This window comes from Prodigiosinella confusarubida (genome assembly GCF_002847015.1).
GTDB classification, from domain to species: Bacteria; Pseudomonadota; Gammaproteobacteria; order Enterobacterales; family Enterobacteriaceae; genus Prodigiosinella; species Prodigiosinella aquatilis.
The window spans coordinates 3,876,681-3,896,833 of the sequence record NZ_CP025085.1 but is presented as its reverse complement, the minus strand read 5'-3'; the positions used below and the strand labels follow the sequence as shown (position 1 = coordinate 3,896,833).

Below are 20,153 nucleotides of genomic sequence, written 5' to 3'. Positions count from 1 at the left end.
TTGCCATGAGAATAACGACAGTAATAACCGCTATAACCAGCACAACACCACCACTTCACCCTCTGTTTACCCGCTGCGTTGTAGCCGGAACCATCATGCTCGCCATGGCTGGCGCTGTGTTACCGGCTGAGGCGGCAGTACCCAAGGATATGTTGGTAATTGGCAAGGCAGCCGACCCGCAAACACTCGACCCGGCCGTCACCATCGATAACAACGACTGGACGGTAACCTATCCGGCGTATCAGCGATTGGTACAGTACAAAACTGAAAACGGTAAAGGCTCGACGCAGGTAGAAGGTGAACTGGCCGCCAGTTGGACAGCATCAGACGACCAACTGGTCTGGACGTTCAAACTCAAGCCGGGAGAAAAGTTTGATGATGGCAGCGAAGTAAACGCGGCTGCCGTGAAGTGGTCGTTCGATCGTCTGATGCAGATAGGGCAAGGTCCATCGGAAGCGTTTCCAAAAGATATGCAGGTGACGGTCGTTGATCCGATGACGGTGCGTTTCACACTAAAAACGCCCTTTGCCCCGTTCCTTTATACACTGGCAAACGACGGCGCAAGTATTGTGAACCCGGCTATCGCCAAAGCACATCCTGACGATCAGGGCAGAGCCTGGCTGTCCACCCACACTGCGGGGTCCGGTCCGTACATGCTGGCGCGCTGGCAAAAAGGGCAGCAGTTGGTCATGGTGCCAAACACCTATTATCACGGCCCCAAGCCGGCCTTTAAACGCGTTACGGTGAAGATCATCGGTGAAAGTGCTTCCCGCCGTTTGCAGCTTTCCCGTGGCGATATCGATATTGCGGATTCGCTGCCTGTCGATCAACTCGCGGCATTGAAAAAAGAAGGCAAAGTGGCAGTAGACGAGTTCCCGGCGCTGCGTGTGACATATTTGTATCTCAACAACGCCAAAGCGCCGCTGAATAATGTCGATTACCGCCGTGCCATCTCCTGGGCGACGGACTATCAGGGCATGGTGAAAGGGATTCTAGGTGGCAACGCCAAACAAATGCGTGGCCCGATCCCCGACGGTATGTGGGGCTTTGATGCTACGGCAATGCAGTACAGCCTGAATCTGGCCAAGGCCAAAGCTGCACTGTCCAACGTGAAAGATCACAGCCAGACGCTGGACTTCCTCTATTCGGATAACGATCCGAACTGGGAATCCATCGCGCTTTCCATGCAGGCCACACTGGCTTCCGTCGGCATTCATGTGAAGCTGGAAAAACTGGCCAATGCCACTATGCGCGACCGTATCGGTAAAGGGGATTATGACATCTCTATCGGTAACTGGAGCCCAGATTTCGCCGACCCGTATATGTACATGAACTACTGGTTCGAGTCGGATAAAAAAGGCTTGCCGGGAAACCGATCTTTCTACAGTAATCCCGCGGTGGACGCGTTGCTGAAAAAGGCCGTATTGGTCTCGGATCAAAAACAGCGTACGGACTACTACCAGCAGGCAGAGAAAATCGTCATCAACGATGCGGCCTATGTGTATCTGTTCCAGAAGAACTATCAGGTGGCGATGAATAAGCAGGTGCAGGGTTTTGTGTTCAACCCGATGTTGGAGCAGGTGTTTAACGTGGGTCAAATGAGCAAGAAGTAGCCGCGCGGTAACGCTCTGTGTAGTGACGGTTTATACCCGGCGAACAGCATTTATACCCGATAGATTTCAAGGTACAGAAGGTGGTAATCCAACAGAACCCAGGCGCTGAGTCAACTCAGTGACTGAGGTTTGGGTACCACTGCCGCTTGAAAGATAAACGGTAAATTGTGTTGTGAGCCGGTCAGGGGATGTTTATGACTTTCTGGACCATTATTCGCCAACGTTGCTGGGGACTGGCACTGGTGGTGTTAGGTGTGTGTGTCATCACCTTTATCATCTCGCACTTGATCCCCGGTGATCCGGCAAGACTGCTGGCAGGCAACCATGCAAGTGATGCGATTGTGCAGCATATTCGTCAGCAACTGGGGCTGGATAAGCCGCTTTATGTGCAGTTTTATCACTATGTGTATGATCTGATGCACGGCAATCTGGGTGTCTCAATTCGTACCGGCAGGCCGGTGTTGGAAGACTTGCGCGCTTTCTTCCCGGCGACGCTGGAATTGGCGCTGAGTGCACTGTTGATTGCCATCTTGCTTGGCGTACCGCTGGGGGTGTTGTCAGCGGTTTATCGTAATAAGTTTCTTGATCACCTCGTGCGCTTTCTGTCGGTGCTTGGCATCTCAACTCCGGCGTTTTGGCTGGGGCTGGGTGTGATCATTCTGTTCTATGGCCATCTAGACCTGTTGCCGGGTGGCGGCCGGCTGGACGATTGGCTCGATCCGCCTACGCATATCACCGGGTTTTACGTAATCGATGCATTGCTGACCGGCAATAGCGCTGTCCTGTGGAACAGTCTGCGGCATCTTGCCATGCCAGCGTTGACGTTAGCGTTTGTCCATATGGGTATTGTCGCCCGACAAATCCGTTCGGCGATGCTGGAACAGATGGGAGAAGACTATATCCGTACCGCTCGGGCCAATGGGTTGTCTCATTGGCGGGTGATCCTGCGTCATGCATTGCCTAATGCACTGATTCCTTCGGTAACTGTGCTTGGGCTGGCACTCGGTGATTTACTTTATGGTGCGGTGTTGACCGAAACTGTTTTTGCCTGGCCTGGTATGGGGGCTTACGTGGTGAATTCGATTCAGGCGCTGGATTTCCCAGCCGTGATGGGGTTTGCGGTGGTGGTGTCGTTCGCCTATGTGATCGTCAACCTGTTGGTGGATTTGCTCTATGTGTGGATTGATCCGCGTATCGGACGAGAGGGGTGAACCGGATGTCTATGATTGAACCTGTCATGAACGAGAGTTGTGGTGCGGTGACCGCCACCGCGGTGACATCGCGCTCGCGCTTTGCCGGTATGCGCAAAACCTTTTACTTGCTAAGCCGTAGCCCGCTGACGCTGATCGGCGCGGCCATTATGTTGATGGTGCTGTTGCTGATGGTGTTTTCACCGTGGCTGGTGCCGTTCGATCCTAATGCTATCGACCTGGCCGCCCGTTTGCAGGCACCGTCTGCCGTGCACTGGTTCGGTACCGACGAAGTCGGACGTGATCTGTTCAGCCGCGTATTGATAGGTAGCCAGCAGTCGGTCACTGCCGGTCTGGCGGTGGTGATACTGGCTGGGACGGTTGGCTCACTGCTCGGTTGTTTTTCCGGGGTGATTGGCGGCATGGCGGATGCGCTGATTATGCGTGGTATGGACATCATGCTGTCGGTACCGTCGCTGGTGCTGACCATGGCGTTGGCAGCGGCCCTCGGACCGAGTCTATTCAATGCCATGCTGGCGATTGCCGTGGTGCGTATTCCCTTCTATGTGCGTCTGGCCCGTGGGCAAACGCTAATGCTGCGTCATCAGGCGTATATGCAGGCTACCCGGACTTTTGGCGCGTCGCGTTGGCACCTCATTACCTGGCATGTGTTGCGCAATGTACTGCCACCGTTGGTGGTGCAGGCTTCACTGGATATCGGCACCTCGATCCTGATGGCCGCCACACTGGGGTTCATCGGGTTGGGGGCACAGCAACCGACCGCCGAGTGGGGGGCGATGGTGGCGAATGGGCGTAATTATATTCTCGATCAGTGGTGGTATTCGGCATTTCCGGGTATGGCTATTTTGATTACCGCTACCGGTTTTAATCTGTTCGGCGATGGTCTGCGTGACCTGCTGGACCCGAAAGGGAGAGGGCGCTAGCCATGAATACTGCCACAGTAATACCTCCTGATGCGTCTGCGCCGATACTGGAAATTGACCGGCTGCAACTGGTTTTTCCGGTGTACGGTGGGCAGGTGAACGCGCTGAATCAGGTGTCGTTGACCGTGAACGCCGGTGAAATCGTCGGCGTGGTGGGGGAATCCGGTTCGGGCAAATCTGTAACGGCCATGATGGCGATGAGATTGTTGCCACCAGAGGGTTTTAGCATTACCGGGGGGCAACTGCGTATGCTGGGTGTAGACGTGGTGAACGCCAGCGAAAAACAGATGCGCACTCTGCGTGGCGCCCGGGTAGCGATGATCTTTCAGGAGCCGATGAACGCGCTGAACCCGACACGCAAAATTGGCCGTCAGATGTGTGAGGTGATTTGTCTGCATCAGGCACTGAGCTATCAGCAGGCAAGGGTTAAGGCCATCGGTTTACTCAGGGAGATGCAGATAGCGGATGCCGAGCAGGTGATGAACCGCTATCCGTTTGAACTCTCCGGCGGTATGCGCCAGCGGGTGCTGATTGCCATGGCATTTTCCTGTGAACCGGAATTGATTATTGCCGACGAACCTACTACCGCGCTGGATGTAACGGTACAGCGCCAGGTGCTGCGCCTGCTACAGCAAAAAGCGCAAGCCAGTGGCACGGCGGTGTTGTTTATCACTCATGATATGGCCGTGGTGTCACAGCTTTGCGACCGGGTGTATGTGATGTATGCCGGGCAGGTGATTGAAAGTGGTACTACCGATGAGGTCATCGGCCATCCCGCACACCCTTATTCGATCGGTTTGTTACAGGCCGCGCCAGAAAATGCAGCGCCACGCAGCATGCTGAAGGCCATTCCCGGTACGGTGCCCAATCTGGCAGATTTGCCGCCGGGCTGTAGTTTCTGTGGTCGCTGCCAGCATGTCGATGCGCAATGCAGTGTCTCCCCGTCACTTATGGCGCTGAACGATAATGGTCACCAACAGGTTGCCTGCTGGCATCCACAACAGGCGAAGAAGGAGCCGACGTCATGATCAGTGAATCCTTGATGGAATTACGGAATGTGCGGGTACACTTTCCGGTCGGTTATAACTGGCTGGGAAAACCCAAGACGTTTGTCCATGCGCTTAACGGTCTGGACCTGGACATCCTGCGTGGCGAGACGCTGGGCATTGTGGGTGAATCCGGCTGTGGTAAAAGTACGTTGGCGCAATTGCTGATGGGGTTACAGTCACCAAGCAGCGGCCAGTTGGTTCGCGCCCGGCAGGACGGTTCCTGGTTCGGCTCAGGTATGCAGATGGTGTTTCAGGACCCGCAATCCTCTCTCGACTCACGCCTGCCTGTCTGGCGTATTATTACCGAACCGGTTTATGTGCAAAAACATAACAGTGTGGCCGAACGGCGGGCGCTGGCAGCAGAGCTTGCCGCGCAAGTCGGCATTCGGCAAGAGTATCTCGACAGATTGCCGCATGAGTTTTCCGGCGGTCAGCGTCAGCGTATTTCCATTGCGCGGGCATTATCGTCGGAGCCGGATATCATTGTGCTGGATGAGCCCACGTCGGCGCTGGATATCTCCGTGCAGGCGCAGATCCTGAATCTGCTGGTGGAGTTACAGCAACAGCGCAATCTCACCTTTGTGCTGATTTCCCATAATGTCTCGGTGATTCGGCACATGAGTGATCGCGTAGCCGTGATGTATCTTGGGCAAATCGTCGAACTCGGCCCGACACAACAGGTGCTTGGCGCACCGCAACATCCTTATACCCGCTTGCTACTGGACTCCGTTCCACAGGCGGGTCGTTCTCTCGATGACGGGCAGACTGACCGTAAGGGCGAATTGCCCAGCAATCGTGATCTGCCACAGGGCTGTTTTTTCCGTGAGCGCTGTCCTTACGCGGATGAACGCTGCCAGAAACCGCAGGATCTACTACCGACGGCCTCTGGTATCGCGGTGCGTTGCCATCGGTTATAAAAAAAATAAAAAGATACTGGATATGAAAATAGGGAAGACCATAGGATTAGCCGTGACGGTGACCCTTTAGTTCTTCCCTAACTTTTTGCAGGATGTATCGATGAACGATAAAAAGCACGTTTATGTTATTCATGGTTATACCGCAACGCCCACCAGTCATTGGTTTGGCTGGCTAACGGATCAGTTACACTCGCTAGGGACGGACGTCTCTATATTAGCGATGCCGAATTCTACTGACCCAGACAATGCTGCCTGGCAGAAACACATTACAGAAAATGTGAAAACATTGGACGAGCAGACCTTCTTTGTCGGTCACAGTCTGGGATGCGTGACATTGCTACGCTACCTGCAAAGTAAACCTGCCAGTGTAAAAGTGGGTGGGGCGGTGCTGGCCGCCGGATTTCTCTCATCATTACCGATACTGCCTGGTCTGGATGAATTTACCGCACAACCCCTCAATATGACGCAACTGAAAACACAGATCCTGCGTCGGGCGGTCATTCTTTCTCTCAATGACGATATTGTCCCCCCTGAACTCAGCCTGGCGCTCAGCCAGCAGCTTGATGCCGATCTTTACGGCGTGCCAGATAGCGGCCATTTTCTTGAACGAGACGGCTATACGCGTTTCGACAAACTGTTCGCGGTGCTGAAAGATATGCTGATTTAATCAGATCCAATAATGCCGATAATCAATTCATTATTTTTTCAGGCATCTTTAGTTAGATCACACCGAAAGGCTGACTTATCGTCTACGGTTTTTATAACGCAATGGCTTGCTGAAGGGCGTATTGTTAAGAACTGACAGTAAAGAATAGATGGTATCAATAAGTGATGAAAATGACGTTGAACACATAAGCCAATAAATTTAAGGATGAGGTCCGGATGTGGGCCGGGTAACCGAGCGTAGCCAATGCCTCGGTAACTTGAAAGATGACGGGTATATAATCCAAGTGAATTGTGAGGGTACTACCGCATGGAGTTTAAAGATTACTATGCCGCGCTGGAAGTACAGCCATCTGCCGATCTGAAAACGATCAAAACGGCTTACCGCCGACTAGCGCGAAAGTATCATCCTGATGTCAGCACCGAGCCGGATGCGGAAAATAAGTTTAAGGCGGTTGCCGAAGCGTATGAAGTGCTGAAAGATGACACGCGTCGCGCCGAATATGATGAACTAAGACAGCACCGTAACGATCCTCGATTTTCTGAGCCCTCTCCGGGCTTCAGAGGCGATGGGCAGGCGCAGCATGATTTTTCTGATTTCTTTGAGTCAATGTTTGGTAGCCACGCTGCGGCAGGACATCGATCTTCTGCTCGATCCCACCGAACCCATGGTATACGTGGGCAAGATCTTGAAATGAAGATCTCGTTATTTTTAGAAGAAACGCTGGTGGGACAAAACCGGCCTATTTCTTACCAGTTGCCGGTCTATGATGAATTCGGTCGTCAGATTCGAGAAATAGCCAAAACATTGAATGTGAAGATCCCGGCCGGTGTGGCGGATGGGGACCGTATTCGCCTGAAAGGGCAAGGGTGTGCGGGAATTGGTGGTGGTTCTGACGGTGATTTATTCCTGGTTATTCGTATTGCTCCGCATCCTCTGTTTGATATTGACGGTCGGGATCTGCACATTGTGGTGCCGCTGGCACCGTGGGAGGCTGCGTTAGGCTCGCGGATTGAGGTGCCGACACTCACGGATAAAATTTCCCTGACGATTCCTCCCGGTAGCCAGAGCGGAAACCGGCTGAGAATTAAAGGAAAAGGATTGGTCAGTAAAAAAGGGACTGGAGACATGTATGCCATTCTGAAGGTGGTTATGCCCGCGAAACCAGATGAAAAAGTCAGTGCTCTGTGGAAACAACTTGCGGAGCAGGCTGCATTTAATCCTCGAGCCGGATGGGAGTAAGTACGATGTCTGAAGAAATGACGTTTACCGTGATGGAGTTGTGTCAGTCGGTGGATATTTCTCAGGACGAGCTGATTGAAGTGGTGGGGCTGGGTGTTATTGTCCCACTGGAACCGGAAGATCCGCACTGGATCTTCGATTCTCGCGCGGTGAGCTGCCTTAAGCGCGCTTTGCGATTGCAGGCCGAGCTGGATCTGGACTGGTCAGGCATTGCGATGACGCTAACGTTGCTGGATAAGCTCGAGGAGCTCAAGAAAGAGAATGAGCAGTTACGCCGGCAGCTTGATCGTTTTCTGATGACGCCCTGAGGCGCGGGACGCCTTGACAGGGGTTGAATTCGTGACGTATCAACCCCCATCATGGCCTGTTAAATCAGTTGGTTACTTTGGCGTAATGTTGTCATGGGAAACCATGTTGCTCTGAAGAATATAGTCATACAATCGCTGAGTATCTTCCCGGGTACAGAGGCGGGTTCCGTGGTTCAGTGTCGCGGCGGTACCGGCGGCAACGCCATAGCGTACCATTTCGTCCAGTTCGGCCCCGGCGGCCAGCTTTAAGGCCATCGCGCCGACCATACTGTCACCGGCACCGACGGTACTCATTTTTTTCACCGGCGGCGGAACAAACTGTATACGCCCCTTGTGGTCTACGCCCAGCGCCCCCTGTGGACCCAGTGATACCACGACCCGTTCCGTCGCTCCTTTCTTCACCAGCGCTGATGCGGCGTTGTAAACGTCATCCGGGCTTTCCAATGGCCGCCCAATCAGGGCTGACAGCTCATTTTGGTTCGGTTTCACCAGTGCCAGACTACCGAGCTTTAGGCAGGCATCCAACGCCGGGCCGGAACTGTCGATGATGCAACGTAACCCGTTGGCCTGTGACTGTTTCACTAAATGTGTCAGTTTGTCGACATCACAACCGGGCGGCAGGCTACCGCTGATGACCAATATTGAACCCGAGGGAAGTTTTAACACCCGGTCGAGCAACTGTTCAAGTTCGCTTTCAGTCAGCCTGGCTCCGGGCATCACAAAGCGATACTGCTCGCCGCTGTTATCTGCATGGACATGCAGATTCTGTCGCGTCCAGTCCTGCGTGCGTACGGTGTCGGTTCCGACACCTTCCTGTTTAAGTAACTCCGCCAGATGTTCGCCCGTCGGGCCGCCGGTCGGAAAAATGGCACTGGCTTCACCACCCAGATGGACAATCGCCCGGGCGACATTGATACCCCCGCCTCCGGGTTCAAATACCGGTGTGGTGCAGCGTAGTTTGCCTTCCGGGTAAATTCTGGGCGTGGTGGTGGCGCAATCCAGCGAAGGAGCGAGCGTGAGCGTAAAGATCTGTAGCATGATGCGTTCTCCATTCAGAGCCATGCAGATATACCTTTCATCTTTCAAGTTGCAGATGCGTTTGCTTGCCGCCTTCCGGTATCTTGAAATCTATTGGCTATATACATGATTGATTTTTATATTTATTTAAATGTAGCACGATCGACATCGTCCTGCTTATGCCGGGACAAGAATGATTAATATGAGTATGTCAGATGATGACTTAAATCGCCTGATGGTTGAATAAAATCATTTGAAGCAGAGAGAGTTTGTTACTCATTAATGTGATAAGCGGGCTTATTTTAACGTCTATACTCAGTAAACAGATTTTAATTTTAGTGAAACGGGCTGGCTAAAATGAAACATGTCAGCCATCTTTGTCGTTGTACGTTGAGGAGAAATATCATGGCGTTAGATGGAAAAGTTGCGTTGGTTACCGGTGCGGGGCAAGGCATCGGCCGGGCTATTGCCTTACGTTTGGCGCGAGATGGTGCGGATGTAGCATTGGTGGATGTTAAAGATGACAAAATCAAAGCAGTCGCTGAAGAAATCAGAGCATTAAAACGCAAGGCTGTCACCTTTAAGGCTGATATCAGCCACCGTGAGGAAGTATTCGCGGCTGTCGAGTTTGCCGCAAAAGAACTGGGTGGGTTTGATATTATTGTCAACAATGCGGGTATCAGCCAGGTTAATCCGTTACTTAAGGTTACTCCTCAGGAAGTGGATAAAATATTCGGTATTAATCTGCAAGGTACGCTGTGGGGAATTCAGGCGGCGGCAGAGAAATTTAAACAACTAAAGCAGAAGGGTAAAATTATCAATGCTTCGTCGATTGCCGGGCATGAGGGTTTTGCTTTATTGGGGATCTATTCTGCGACCAAATTTGCCGTGCGGGCAATCACTCAAGCGGCGGCAAAAGAGCTGGCAAGCGCCGGAATTACTGTTAATGCGTATTGTCCAGGGGTAGTGGGCACTGATATGTGGGTTGATATTGATAAGCGTATGTCGGAAGAAACCGGTGCTAAAATTGGTGAGACCTATGAGAAATATGTCGGCGGCATTGCATTAGGTCGGGCTGAAACCCCGGATGATGTTGCAGCATTTGTCGCCTATCTGGCTAGTCCGGATTCGGATTATATGACCGGGCAGGCGCCGATGATTGATGGCGGATTGATTTACCGGTAATAGTGGATATTTGCTGCACTGTTGTGCAGCAAATAAGTCTGATGAGTGGATGTAGCAGCACGGTCCGCTTCTGAATAATTTGAAAACCAGAATCTCACTTAGGCCAGTGTTTATTGCTCGTGGGTGCAATCAATATTGTAAGAATACGTAATATTCTCCTGCTGTTTGTCATATCTCATGCTAATGATTAGCCCCGCAGTATTGAAAATATATCAGATAAATTCCCATTAAATTCATAAAAAATAGCATTAACAACGCACTTTTAATTTTCTATTGTGTGTTTTTTATGTATTTTTTAATTATTATTAATTGTGTTTTTTGGTTAAAAAGAGTGTCCGTATCTATTAAAATAAGCATGATATATAGGGTATAACATGGTATTAATTATCTGTTCGTTATCTTTTGAGTTGCAGATGCATTGGTAGTGTTTAATTACTTGACTCATATTTGAGCTTCGACCTTTTGGGACTGCTGCAAGTAGCGTTTAACTCTGTTCCAGGCAGAATTGTCGCCCGCATCACTTACTTTGGTGAGCTCATCGGGATCTCTTCACTTGTCGTTTTCCTGCAACTCGAAATCTATTTGGTATAAAAAGGCCATTAGCATTATTACGTTTGAATGAATGTAAATGAAATAATGAGATAGCGAGTATAAATTTATTTTTTGATGTAAGAGAAAAATGTAGAAAATATTATTTCAACGACTATCAGCTATCGCTTAATTAATTGTTTCGATGAGTGATTCGTTGTAAAGGAAATGTTGCATTTTTTATAAGAAATGTATTTGTCCAGGGAGGATATTATGACAATACATGAAAATACCCGAATTAATGTTTTATCTCGAAATGGTTTTATGAAAATAGCAGCCATGTCAATGATAGAGAAACTCATTATTCCTGATAATACTTTTGTGTATTTTTGCGATAGCAGTGCATTGGGGATGAGTGATTATATAAAAATAAAACATACTAAAAAAAAGCGCATGATCGTTATTGGCGACGATAAAGTTTGGCGGGTGTTGCATGGAGTGTGCTCTGGTGCGCCCTATTTTATTGATATCAAAATGCCGTGTGACGAACTCACCTGCTGTATGCGTCAGACGCTGGCATTGATGGACAGTCAGGGTGACCCGAGAACGGAGCATCTCTGGCATTTGCTGAATTATAAAGAACAGTTTGTGTTGATGCTTTTTTCCCTCGAGATGACCATTTCTGAAGCACATGCGTTGACATGCTGGAGTATCAAGGATCTGAGTCGTTATAAGCGCTCAGCGATGGTGAAGCTGGGAGTCGTTAATGACTGGGAACTGTTCACCAAGGTACAACTCATTCTGTCTGATCGACGACTGCTGTTTCGTGGTAATCCTCGGTTGGCTGGCTTGTTGCGTCAGTATGGTTTGCATTGAATCTTGCCAGTCTGCGGCGATGAAGATACCGCATGGAACCATGCGCCGGATCAGCCGGGGAGGGCATAACCGGCGACGTATAACGAAATGCCGCCTGTGTATCGCGGGTATGTTTGAACCGTTACCGGCGGGTATCCACCGTGATCTCACTGGAAAGGCCGCTGGCGATATTCACCGGCGTATCGAACACAATTTTCACTGGGACGCGCTGTACCACTTTGGTGAAGTTGCCGGTGGCGTTGTCCGCTGGTAGCAGCGCGAAAATAGAACCGGTGGCGGGGGAGAGGCTGTCGATGTGGCCGTGGAATACCTGCCCCGGATAGCTGTCGATGGTGATCTCTACCGGCTGACCAGCCTTCATGTCCCCTTTTTGCGTTTCCTTGAAGTTGGCAATGACCCACGGTCTTTGGTCGGCGACGATGCTGGCGATCGTTTGCCCGGCCTGGAGCAGCATGCCCACCTGCAAGCTGCGGTTGCCAATCACGCCGTCAATCGGGGCGGTAATGCGGGTGTAGGTGAGCTCCAACTTTGCCGCTTCCAGGCTGGCCTGCGCCTGCTTCAGGTCGGCTTCGGCCTGTTCGATGGCGGTTTGTAGTACAGGTAGTTTGGCCTTCTGAGTCTGTAGGCTTGACTGCGCCTGCGCCACTTTGGCCGCTTCGACATTGTAGGTAGAGTCGGCGTTGTCCATGTCCCCTGCCGAGACGTAGCGATTAGCGCTAAGCTGACGGTAACGCAGCATCTGCTGGTGGGCATATTTCTCGCTGGCCTGCTCTGAACGCAAGCTGTCGTTGTATTCGTTGATGGTGCTTTTCTGCATCTCGTAACTGGCCCGGGCGTTGGCCAGCGCCGCCTCCATCTGCGCGACGTCAGCTTCAGCCTTCAGAACCGCGACTTTGTAGGCGCGATCGTCGAGGATAGCGAGCAACTGCCCCTGCCTCACTTCACGGTTGTCTTGAATAAAGGAGTGCATCACCTGGGCGCTGATGCGAGCGCTGATATTGGTGATGTCGTTTTGGGTGTAGGCGTTATCTGTGGTCTGGAAATAACGCCAGTACAGCAGCCAGTACAGGTAACCCGCTACTAGTAGGACTACCAGCAGCGGCAGAATGATTTTCTTGAAGTATTTCATAGTGTCCCTGTTACAAAGAATTGTAATTCCAGGTGTTGCAAATTAGCCGGGAATCGATGTTCGAGGTGCTTCCCGGCCAGTTGGATCACACGATTTTGATGATTTGCTTGCCGAAATGTCTGGCGTTCAACAGGTCGACGAAAGCCTGCGGTGCGTTTTCCAGCCCGGCAATCAGGGTTTCCCGATATTTGAGTTTCCCTTCGCTCAGCGCTTTAAGTAGCCACATGTCGGATTCTGGGTAGTCCTTGAACCACTCGGTCACTAGAAAGAAGCGGTTGGTCGGCGCATCCGGCAAGGAGGAAAAAAACGCCGTTGGGCTGGAAACGTTGACATCAGTCCCCTTGTCGTATTGAGCGGCGTTACCGCAGATTGGTACCCGGGCGCCTTCGTTGAGCAATTGTGCCACCAGCATAGAGATGCGGCCACCGACGTTTTCAAAGTAGATATCCACGCCATCCGGGCAGGCGTGACGCAGTTGTTTCTTCAGGTCGTCATCGCGATAGTTAACACAGGCGTCGAATCCCAGCTCTTCCACCACATAGCGGCATTTTTCTGCGCTGCCGGCGATACCCACTACCCGACAACCAGCCATTTTGCCCATTTGTCCCACTATCGAACCTACGGCACCGGAGGCGGCGGAGACTACCAACACTTCGCCGGCGTGCGGTTTGGCGATGCGCATCATTCCGAAATAGGCGGAACGTCCCGGCGTACCGACGGTGTTGAGAAATACGGTGTCTGGCAGATCGGTGGGTGGCAGCTTGTGAACGATGAAGTCTTGATCGTTGGTGATGTGATATTGCTGCCAGCCGGAATAGGCGAAGACCTTATCGCCTTCCTGATAGTGCAGGGTGCGGGATGCCACCACTACTCCCACTGTTTCTCCCGAAATGATTTCGCCAAGCCCGATGGGGCTGACGTAGTCCGTGTGCCGATTCAATCGCGGCCGGGTGTAAGGGTCGATGGAGAGCCAGTGGTTGGCGATAAGAAACTCACCCGGCTCCAGTGCTCTTACCGACCTGGCTTCCATGCGAAAATCGCTGATTTGTAGAGCACCTTCAGGGTGTCTGGCCAGTACAACAGCCTTATTTTCATAGTGGGTCATAGCGTCCTCATAGTCCTGTGAGTTATTTTGATTCGGTGCCATCTGGCTGCCCGGCAAGGGCGTTACGCTGTTTGGCTATCGCTCGCCAGCGATAACGCGGCCAGCGGAAACTGAAAAAAATCATCGCCAGCGTCAGCGGCCAGCCAGCGAGCAGCAGAAAAGCATCCAGCCATGTGCTGGTTAGGCGATAGAGCCCGTATATCAGCGCGGCCTTGAGCAGATAAACCGTCACCCACGCCAGCGACACTTCCTGCCAGACGCGGGCGTAGGCTGGCGTGCCATACACTGACAGCGTGGTAAGCGTTGGTATCGCCTGTTCCGCCAGTGTGCGCACAATGGGGCGGCCACGCAGTGAGTAGCAGAGAAACACCACGGTGACGGTCAGGGCGCCGCTCAGTGCCAGAAATACCGCCTCTCGCTGGATGGGTAGCCATGCCGGATGGAGCAGGAACACATAGTGGCTGGCGCCGGACAGCAGGATCATCAGTGCCACCGACAGTGTCGCCTGACGATCGCCGCTCAACACGGCGAGAACGCCAGCCCAGATGGCGCTGACCAGCAGCGCCATGCCAGCGCCGGAGAAGTAGAGTGCGCCGTTGTACAGCGCCAGCGGAATGATGATGTTCAGCAGCGCGGCGCGAGAGCTTAGATAGCGCCAGAAAGTGAGTGAGTTTCTCTGTTGCACTATATTTCCTCAATGATGAAACAGCTGGAAATTTCGTGTGGCAAATAACGCCAGAAACGCGGTTGCCAGCATCATACCGCCCATGATGAAGAACATGTCATTGAATGAGATCACTTCCGCCTGAATCTTGATGTTGTTGGCCAGAATGGAATAGGCCGTCTTCTCTACGTGCAGGCTGTTGGTTACGCTGCCATGGCCCGCCAGCAGGATTTTGATGCTGCTCAGATAGCGGGTGAAGGCATCGCTGCCGGAGGCCATTGCCGACTGGATCTGCGCGGCATGTATCCGGGCATGGTCGGCAAATACGGTGGTCAGGATCGCCGTGCCGCACGAGCCACCGATACTACGGAAAATATTGATCAGTACCGCCGATGACGCACTGTCCTGCGCCTGTACGTTGCGGGTGGCAATGATGGAGAGTGGCACCATGATGAACGGCTGGCCCAGAGCCCGGATCAGCAACGACAGCTTCATTTCCGGTCCTGCGAAGTTGCTATCCATGTGGCAGTTCATGAAAGCGCTAATAGCAAGGCCAGAGAAGCCTATAAAAATCATATATTTAGGGTTTACCCGTTGCAGCAGCCACGGAATGAACGGTAGGATCGCCAATTGTGGCAGTCCCATCCAGATCACCACATTACCGATCTGCGACGCATTGTAGTCGTGGATCATGGTCAGATAATAGGGCACCAGAAACAGCGTGCCGTATATGGCAACGCCCAGCATGGCAAAAATTACGGTGGCGTAGGCGAAGGCGGAGTCCCGGAACATGCGAATATTGACTAGCGGTCGCGGGTGAACCAGTTGGTCGTAAAGAAACCATAGGAATGACAGGGTCGAGATCACTGCAAGCGTGCAGATAAGGTCAGATTCCAGCCAACCCTTGTTACGCCCCTCTTCCAGGATCACTTCCAGTGTACCGAGCCATAACATGCCGGTGACGATGCCGGTGTAATCGCCGTCGCGGATCACCTGCCAGCGGATCGGCGGGTGTTTCAGGCCGTAACTGATAAGCCCGAAGGCCAACAACGCCGGTACGGCATTGATGTAGAAAATGGCGTGCCAAGAGAAGGAGTCGGTTAGCCAGCCGCCCATCGCCGGTCCAATTGCTGGTGCAAAGGTGCTGATGATGCTGAACAACGACATGCCGAACGGCCGCTTCTCTTTGGGCAGGATCTCAATAATCAGCCGGAAGGCGATCGGGATCAGCGCACCACCGCTAAACCCCTGTAATGCCCGGAAAATAATCATCGAGTCGAGATTCCAGGCGAACGAACAGAGCAATGATGCCGCCAGAAAGCTCACGATGCACCATAGTGCGTAACGGCTGGTACCCAACGCTTGCGACAGCCAGCCACACAGCGGGATGGCGACGATTTCAGCGGTAAAGTAGGCGGTCATCAGCCATGAACTGTCGCCCAGCGTGGCGGACAGCGCACCCTGAATCACTTTCATCGACGAGTTGGTGATCTGGATATCGAGAATGGCCATGAAGCCGCCGATCAAACCACCGATAATGGCACACCAGTTGCGGGCGGAGACGGCGGGAGCGGCGGCTGCCGCCGTAGCCCCCGAGCTGTTCATCGCGCTCGTTCCACTCATGCCAGCACCTGTTTGATCCGTTGAATCAGTTCAACGATATGTGGTTCGTTCATCATGGTGATGTGATTTCCTTGCGCCGGCACTACGGTCAGCGGTCGATCTGTCAGCCGCTGCCAGCCCAGTCCTGGTTCTGGCAGGCGTATCCGCCCTGTCAGGATCTCTTGAGCTTCCGCTACCAGGATCGGCCCAGCGTAGGATACGCCTGGGTAGCTGTCGCTGGCGTTGATGTGTGCCCATAGGATTACCAGAAAGTGCCGGAAGTTCTCGAAGCTGAGCGTGGAGGGTACCAGTCGCGCCCGACGAAACTCCGTCAGGAACAGCCGTGTCCGATCATCCTCGCTCATGGCGGATAGCTTCTCGCCGGAAATATCAAAACGGGTGCCGGTGAACAGCGCGACCTTGCTGGCAAAGTAGGCCAGACGGTCGCTGTCGCTCATGGCGTCGGCGTAGTCGACCCGCACTTGCGGCGCCGGCTGATCAAATACCAGCAGCGTCGGTGCTTGACCGGTACTTCTGGCGATCTGCTGGCCCATCTCCAACGCGATGGTAGCACCCAGCGACCAGCCACCGATGATGAGTTTTGGCCGGCGAGCGATGTGGCCGACGTGTTGTAGATAGAACGCTGCTAGTGACGTGATATCACGGTCGTAGTCGTGCGCCTGGCTGAAATCTGCCACCTGAACGCCATACACCGGATAGCGGGAACCTAACGCCTGCACCATCGGATAGTAGCAGAGTACGTTGCCGCCCGCCGGGTGCACCATCAGGAACGTTGGCTGGTCATCATGGCCTCGGTTGAGCTCCACTAGTGAGGTGAGTGCCTGCTGCGGGCCGAGCTGTTCCAGTAATTGCGCCAACTGGTGGATGCTGCTGTGTTCCAGTAACTGCCCCAGAGATAAGGATATGCCGAACTGCTGGTTGACCTGCATCACCAGTTTTAGTGCGTTGATGGAGTTGCCGCCCAGTTGGAAGAAACTGTCGTCGATATCGACCTCGTTCAGATCCAACACGCTGGCATAGAGGTGATGCAACTGGTGTTCGGTTTCACTGCGTGGTCGTCGTTCGCTACTGCCGATCGGCAGTGTCATGGTGGTGAGTGCGGTGTAGTTGATCTTACCGCTGGCAGTCAATGGCATACTGTCGAGCCATACCCAACGATCTGGATGCATATAGTGGGGCAGTCGGGCGCGGGCGGTGTCTTTGACTGCATCGCGCTGCGCCGGGGCGATGCCGACCAGAAAGACCAGCAGTCGGTGTTCGTTAGCACTGATCGGCTGTAGGGCGGCCGCTGCCAGCGTCACGCCGGGGCACTGATGCAGAATTTGTTCGATTTCCGTCAGTTCCACCCGAAAACCGCGAATTTTCACCTGACGGTCGATGCGTCCGAGGAATTCCACGTTACCATCCGGCAGACGTCGTCCTTTATCGCCAGTGCGATAGAGTCGTTCACCGGCGCACAGCGGATGTGGAATGAACGCCGTGGCGTTTTTCCCTGCCTGACTACCAATGTAGCCGGCGGAGAGGTGAGCGCCGCCGATGTGTATTTCGCCAGGCAGACCGTCCGGCACCAGCTGGTGCTGGCTGTCCAGAATTAACAGGTGTACGCCGGGGAACGGTTTACCGATCGGCAGGTAGTTGCCTTCCGGCAATTGCGTATCTGGCATCACTTCCCAGGTGGCGACGCCGACAGTGCACTCGGTCGGGCCATAGTGGTTCAGGATGCGGCAGCGGGCGTTGAGCTGCCTTAGCCGTTCGATCAGCGACCAAGGCGCTCGCTCGCCGCCCAGCACTAGCAGTGAGGTCGGCAGCAGGACGCCGGCCAGATCTGACGCCAGCAGCGCGCCGAGGTGGGAGGGGGTGATCTTCATACAGTTGAGCGGATGCTGCGTCAGCGCTGCCATCAAGCGGGCCGGATCCTGTAACTGCTGGTCGCTGATGATCTCCAGACAGCCGCCGCTGGTTAGCGCGGGGAACAGCATGGTGTGCGCCAGATCGGTGGTGAAGGAGGAAAACATACCGTAGCGGGCGCCCATCGGCTGTTGTAGTACCTGACGGGCACTATTGCAGTAGCAGGCGAGCTGGGCGTGGTTGACCCGTACTCCTTTGGGAACGCCGGTGCTGCCAGAGGTATAGATGATGTAGGCAGGGGAGTCCGGCGTTGGCTCGGGTAATGGCCGCCGGGTAGCGGTGTCAACGCCCGCTGTGCGCATGTTCAGGCAGGCGACGCCGTCGATGGCGATATCGTCGGCATCCGTCAGCACCATCCGTACAGCGGCGTCGGCGATGATATAATCCACCCGCTCCCACGTCAGAGTAATATCCAGCGGTAGATAGCAGCCGCCAGCGCTCAGGATCGCCATTATCGCAACGACGTAGTCGACGCCTTTCTTCATGTAAAGACCGACCGCTTCTCCCGGCTCTAGACCAGCAGCCAGCAGCCGCTGCGCCAGTTGCTCCGCCAGTTGCGCCGTGGCTTGGTAGCTCATTTCCCGATTGTCGCAGCGTACTGCCGGCTGCTGCGGGTAATCGCTGGCGATATGGGCAAACTGCCGGTGTACCGGTTCGACGGCGCACGGGGGCTGTGGTTGACACTCGGCCTGGCGTTGGTGCCGCTCTTGTTCGCTCAGCAGCGAGATCTGCGCGACAGTGATCTCTGGGTTGGCAATGAACTGCCGCAGGATGCGCTGGAAATGTTCTAACATCTGTTCGGCAGTGTTTTGGCGGAAGATTACCGGGTTGTAGTAGAGCGTTAGCAGCAGCATGCCGTTGTCTTCTTCTACCCACAGATTGAGATCGGTTTTCGAAACGCCGTAGTCCACTTTCAGGGGTTCGATAGTGAACAGTGTGTTGTTGTGGAAATGCGGGAATACCTGATAGGTCAGCATGGCCTGAAACAGCGGATTGACCTGTGGCGAACGGCCGAAACTGATGTGTTCGATGATCATGTTGAATGGCACGTCTTGATGGCGCATCGCCTGTTCGCTCTCCCCCTTCGCTTGAGACAGCATGTCTACTAGTCGGGACTCTGGCCGGATGTTGGCACACAGCGGCAGGGTGTTCATAAACAGCCCCATTAGTTCCCGGGTCGTCGGGTGGTTACGATTGGCGAAAGGAATACCGATGATGATCTCCTGCTGGCCGCTGTAGAGGTACAGCAGGGCCTGCCAGGCCGTCAGCAGAGCGTGAAATAGCGTGACGTTATGGTGACTGCATAACGTATTGAGCGTTTCCCGGGTGGCGGGATCCAGCCGTTGGCTAACGAGACTGCCAGCCGAGCTCATTTTGGGTGGCCGCGGCGCGTCGGTGACGATATCCAGAATGCCCTGAACACCGTCCAGCCTGTTTTTCCAGTACGCCAGTCCTTGGTCATAGTGGCCGTTGGTCTGCCACTGACTTTCCGCCAGCGCGTAGTCGGTAAACTGCAGAAAATTGTCCACCGCCGGCGTCATGTTGTTTTCCAACTGAAAGTATATTTCCATGAACTCCTTGAAAAACAGGTTCACGGTCCAGCCATCGGAGATGATGTGGTGGAAGGTTAGCATCAGCACGTATTCGTTATGGCTGGTTTTGACGATGCGCCAGTGAGAGAGTGGTCCGCGGGCCAGATCGAAATCCCGGCAGCCTTCGTCACGCGCCTGCTGTTTGATACGCTGCTGCTTTTCGTCCTGCGGCATGGCGACGATATTCTCATAAACGAAATCGAAATGGATATTGTCCGATACGCACTGCATGATTTCGCCGTTCACCACCTGAAAGGTGGTACGCAAGATACTGTGCTTTCGGGTCAGAAACGTTAGCGCCTGACGCGCCCGATCTGGATTGAATTCGTGGTCGACGCGGCAGATAACGGCGTAGGGGTTATTGTAGGCCCGTTTATCTTCGAGGTACTGATCGAGCATCCAGAAACTTTTTTGGGCACTGGTCAGCGGAAACTGCCTACGGGTGGGGTCCGTACAGCGCTGAATACCGTCTCCGCCCTGACTGGCAGGCCGTGATTTTTTCTTCTGAGCCAGTTTTTTCAGTTCATCCAGACTCAACGAGAGGATGGCCGCGCTTTTATTGGTCATATACTATCCCTTTATTTCGGTGACACCGCGGG

The 20,153-nt window shown here is 53.5% G+C and carries 16 protein-coding genes; 10 read left to right on the top strand and 6 right to left on the bottom strand.

All coding sequences use genetic code 11. From position 1 onward, the window contains the following. Window positions 1-95: 95 nt before the first annotated feature. The 8 genes from CWC46_RS17720 (at window position 96) to CWC46_RS17685 (ending at window position 7,927) form a co-directional block, all read left to right on the top strand. Window positions 96-1,613, top strand: a complete 1,518-nt coding sequence (locus tag CWC46_RS17720) for an ABC transporter substrate-binding protein (RefSeq protein ID WP_237160240.1) — start codon at window positions 96-98, stop codon at window positions 1,611-1,613. A 194-nt stretch (window positions 1,614-1,807) separates the two neighbouring features. Beyond that, window positions 1,808-2,824, top strand: coding sequence for an ABC transporter permease (locus CWC46_RS17715; RefSeq protein WP_021015213.1), 1,017 nt, complete (start codon window positions 1,808-1,810; stop codon window positions 2,822-2,824). Window positions 2,825-2,829: 5 nt separating this feature from the next. Next, on the top strand, window positions 2,830-3,747 hold the full coding sequence (gene ddpC, locus CWC46_RS17710) for a D,D-dipeptide ABC transporter permease (protein WP_021015214.1): 918 nt from the start codon (window positions 2,830-2,832) through the stop codon (window positions 3,745-3,747). A 2-nt stretch (window positions 3,748-3,749) separates the two neighbouring features. Then, a complete protein-coding gene (locus CWC46_RS17705) occupies window positions 3,750-4,775 on the top strand; it encodes an ABC transporter ATP-binding protein (protein ID WP_021015215.1) in 1,026 nt (341 codons plus the stop codon). Continuing rightward, on the top strand, window positions 4,772-5,713 hold the full coding sequence (locus tag CWC46_RS17700; RefSeq protein WP_021015216.1) for an oligopeptide/dipeptide ABC transporter ATP-binding protein: 942 nt from the start codon (window positions 4,772-4,774) through the stop codon (window positions 5,711-5,713). Before CWC46_RS17705 ends, CWC46_RS17700 begins: the two co-directional genes overlap by 4 nt. Window positions 5,714-5,813: 100 nt before the next feature. Then, entirely contained in the window at window positions 5,814-6,380 is a 567-nt protein-coding gene (locus CWC46_RS17695) for an RBBP9/YdeN family alpha/beta hydrolase (RefSeq protein WP_021015217.1), read from the top strand. Window positions 6,381-6,686: 306 nt separating this feature from the next. Further along, window positions 6,687-7,619 carry a curved DNA-binding protein gene (gene cbpA, locus CWC46_RS17690; RefSeq protein ID WP_021015218.1) on the top strand — a complete coding sequence of 311 codons (933 nt, stop codon included), beginning with the start codon at window positions 6,687-6,689 and terminating at the stop codon, window positions 7,617-7,619. A 5-nt stretch (window positions 7,620-7,624) separates the two neighbouring features. Next, window positions 7,625-7,927, top strand: a complete 303-nt coding sequence (locus tag CWC46_RS17685; RefSeq protein ID WP_021015219.1) for a chaperone modulator CbpM — start codon at window positions 7,625-7,627, stop codon at window positions 7,925-7,927. Window positions 7,928-7,999: 72 nt separating this feature from the next. Here CWC46_RS17685 and pfkB read toward each other — a convergent pair whose 3' ends face one another. Further along, on the bottom strand, window positions 8,000-8,965 hold the full coding sequence (gene pfkB / locus CWC46_RS17680; RefSeq protein WP_021015220.1) for a 6-phosphofructokinase II: 966 nt from the start codon (window positions 8,963-8,965) through the stop codon (window positions 8,000-8,002). A gap of 384 nt (window positions 8,966-9,349) precedes the next feature. Here pfkB and CWC46_RS17675 point away from each other — a divergent pair, with 384 nt between their 5' ends. Both CWC46_RS17675 and CWC46_RS17670 read left to right on the top strand, forming a co-directional pair. Next, complete coding sequence (locus tag CWC46_RS17675) at window positions 9,350-10,129, top strand: acetoin reductase (protein WP_021015221.1); 780 nt, start codon at window positions 9,350-9,352, stop codon at window positions 10,127-10,129. A gap of 801 nt (window positions 10,130-10,930) precedes the next feature. Continuing rightward, entirely contained in the window at window positions 10,931-11,533 is a 603-nt protein-coding gene (locus CWC46_RS17670) for a response regulator transcription factor (protein WP_021015222.1), read from the top strand. A 121-nt stretch (window positions 11,534-11,654) separates the two neighbouring features. Here the strand turns inward: CWC46_RS17670 and CWC46_RS17665 are convergent, their stop codons facing one another. The 5 genes from CWC46_RS17665 to CWC46_RS17645 form a co-directional block, all read right to left on the bottom strand. Then, window positions 11,655-12,662 (bottom strand): HlyD family secretion protein, encoded by a 1,008-nt coding sequence (locus tag CWC46_RS17665; RefSeq protein WP_021015223.1) that lies wholly within the window; start codon window positions 12,660-12,662, stop codon window positions 11,655-11,657. Between the two features lie 85 nt (window positions 12,663-12,747). Continuing rightward, window positions 12,748-13,809, bottom strand: a complete 1,062-nt coding sequence (locus CWC46_RS17660) for an NADP-dependent oxidoreductase (protein ID WP_237160188.1) — start codon at window positions 13,807-13,809, stop codon at window positions 12,748-12,750. Then, window positions 13,790-14,452 (bottom strand): DUF3159 domain-containing protein, encoded by a 663-nt coding sequence (locus CWC46_RS17655; protein ID WP_021015225.1) that lies wholly within the window; start codon window positions 14,450-14,452, stop codon window positions 13,790-13,792. Before CWC46_RS17655 ends, CWC46_RS17660 begins: the two co-directional genes overlap by 20 nt. Before the next feature lie 9 nt (window positions 14,453-14,461). After that, complete coding sequence (locus tag CWC46_RS17650) at window positions 14,462-16,054, bottom strand: DHA2 family efflux MFS transporter permease subunit (RefSeq protein ID WP_021015226.1); 1,593 nt, start codon at window positions 16,052-16,054, stop codon at window positions 14,462-14,464. Next, entirely contained in the window at window positions 16,051-20,121 is a 4,071-nt protein-coding gene (locus CWC46_RS17645; RefSeq protein ID WP_021015227.1) for a non-ribosomal peptide synthetase, read from the bottom strand. Before CWC46_RS17645 ends, CWC46_RS17650 begins: the two co-directional genes overlap by 4 nt. Window positions 20,122-20,153: the final 32 nt, after the last annotated feature.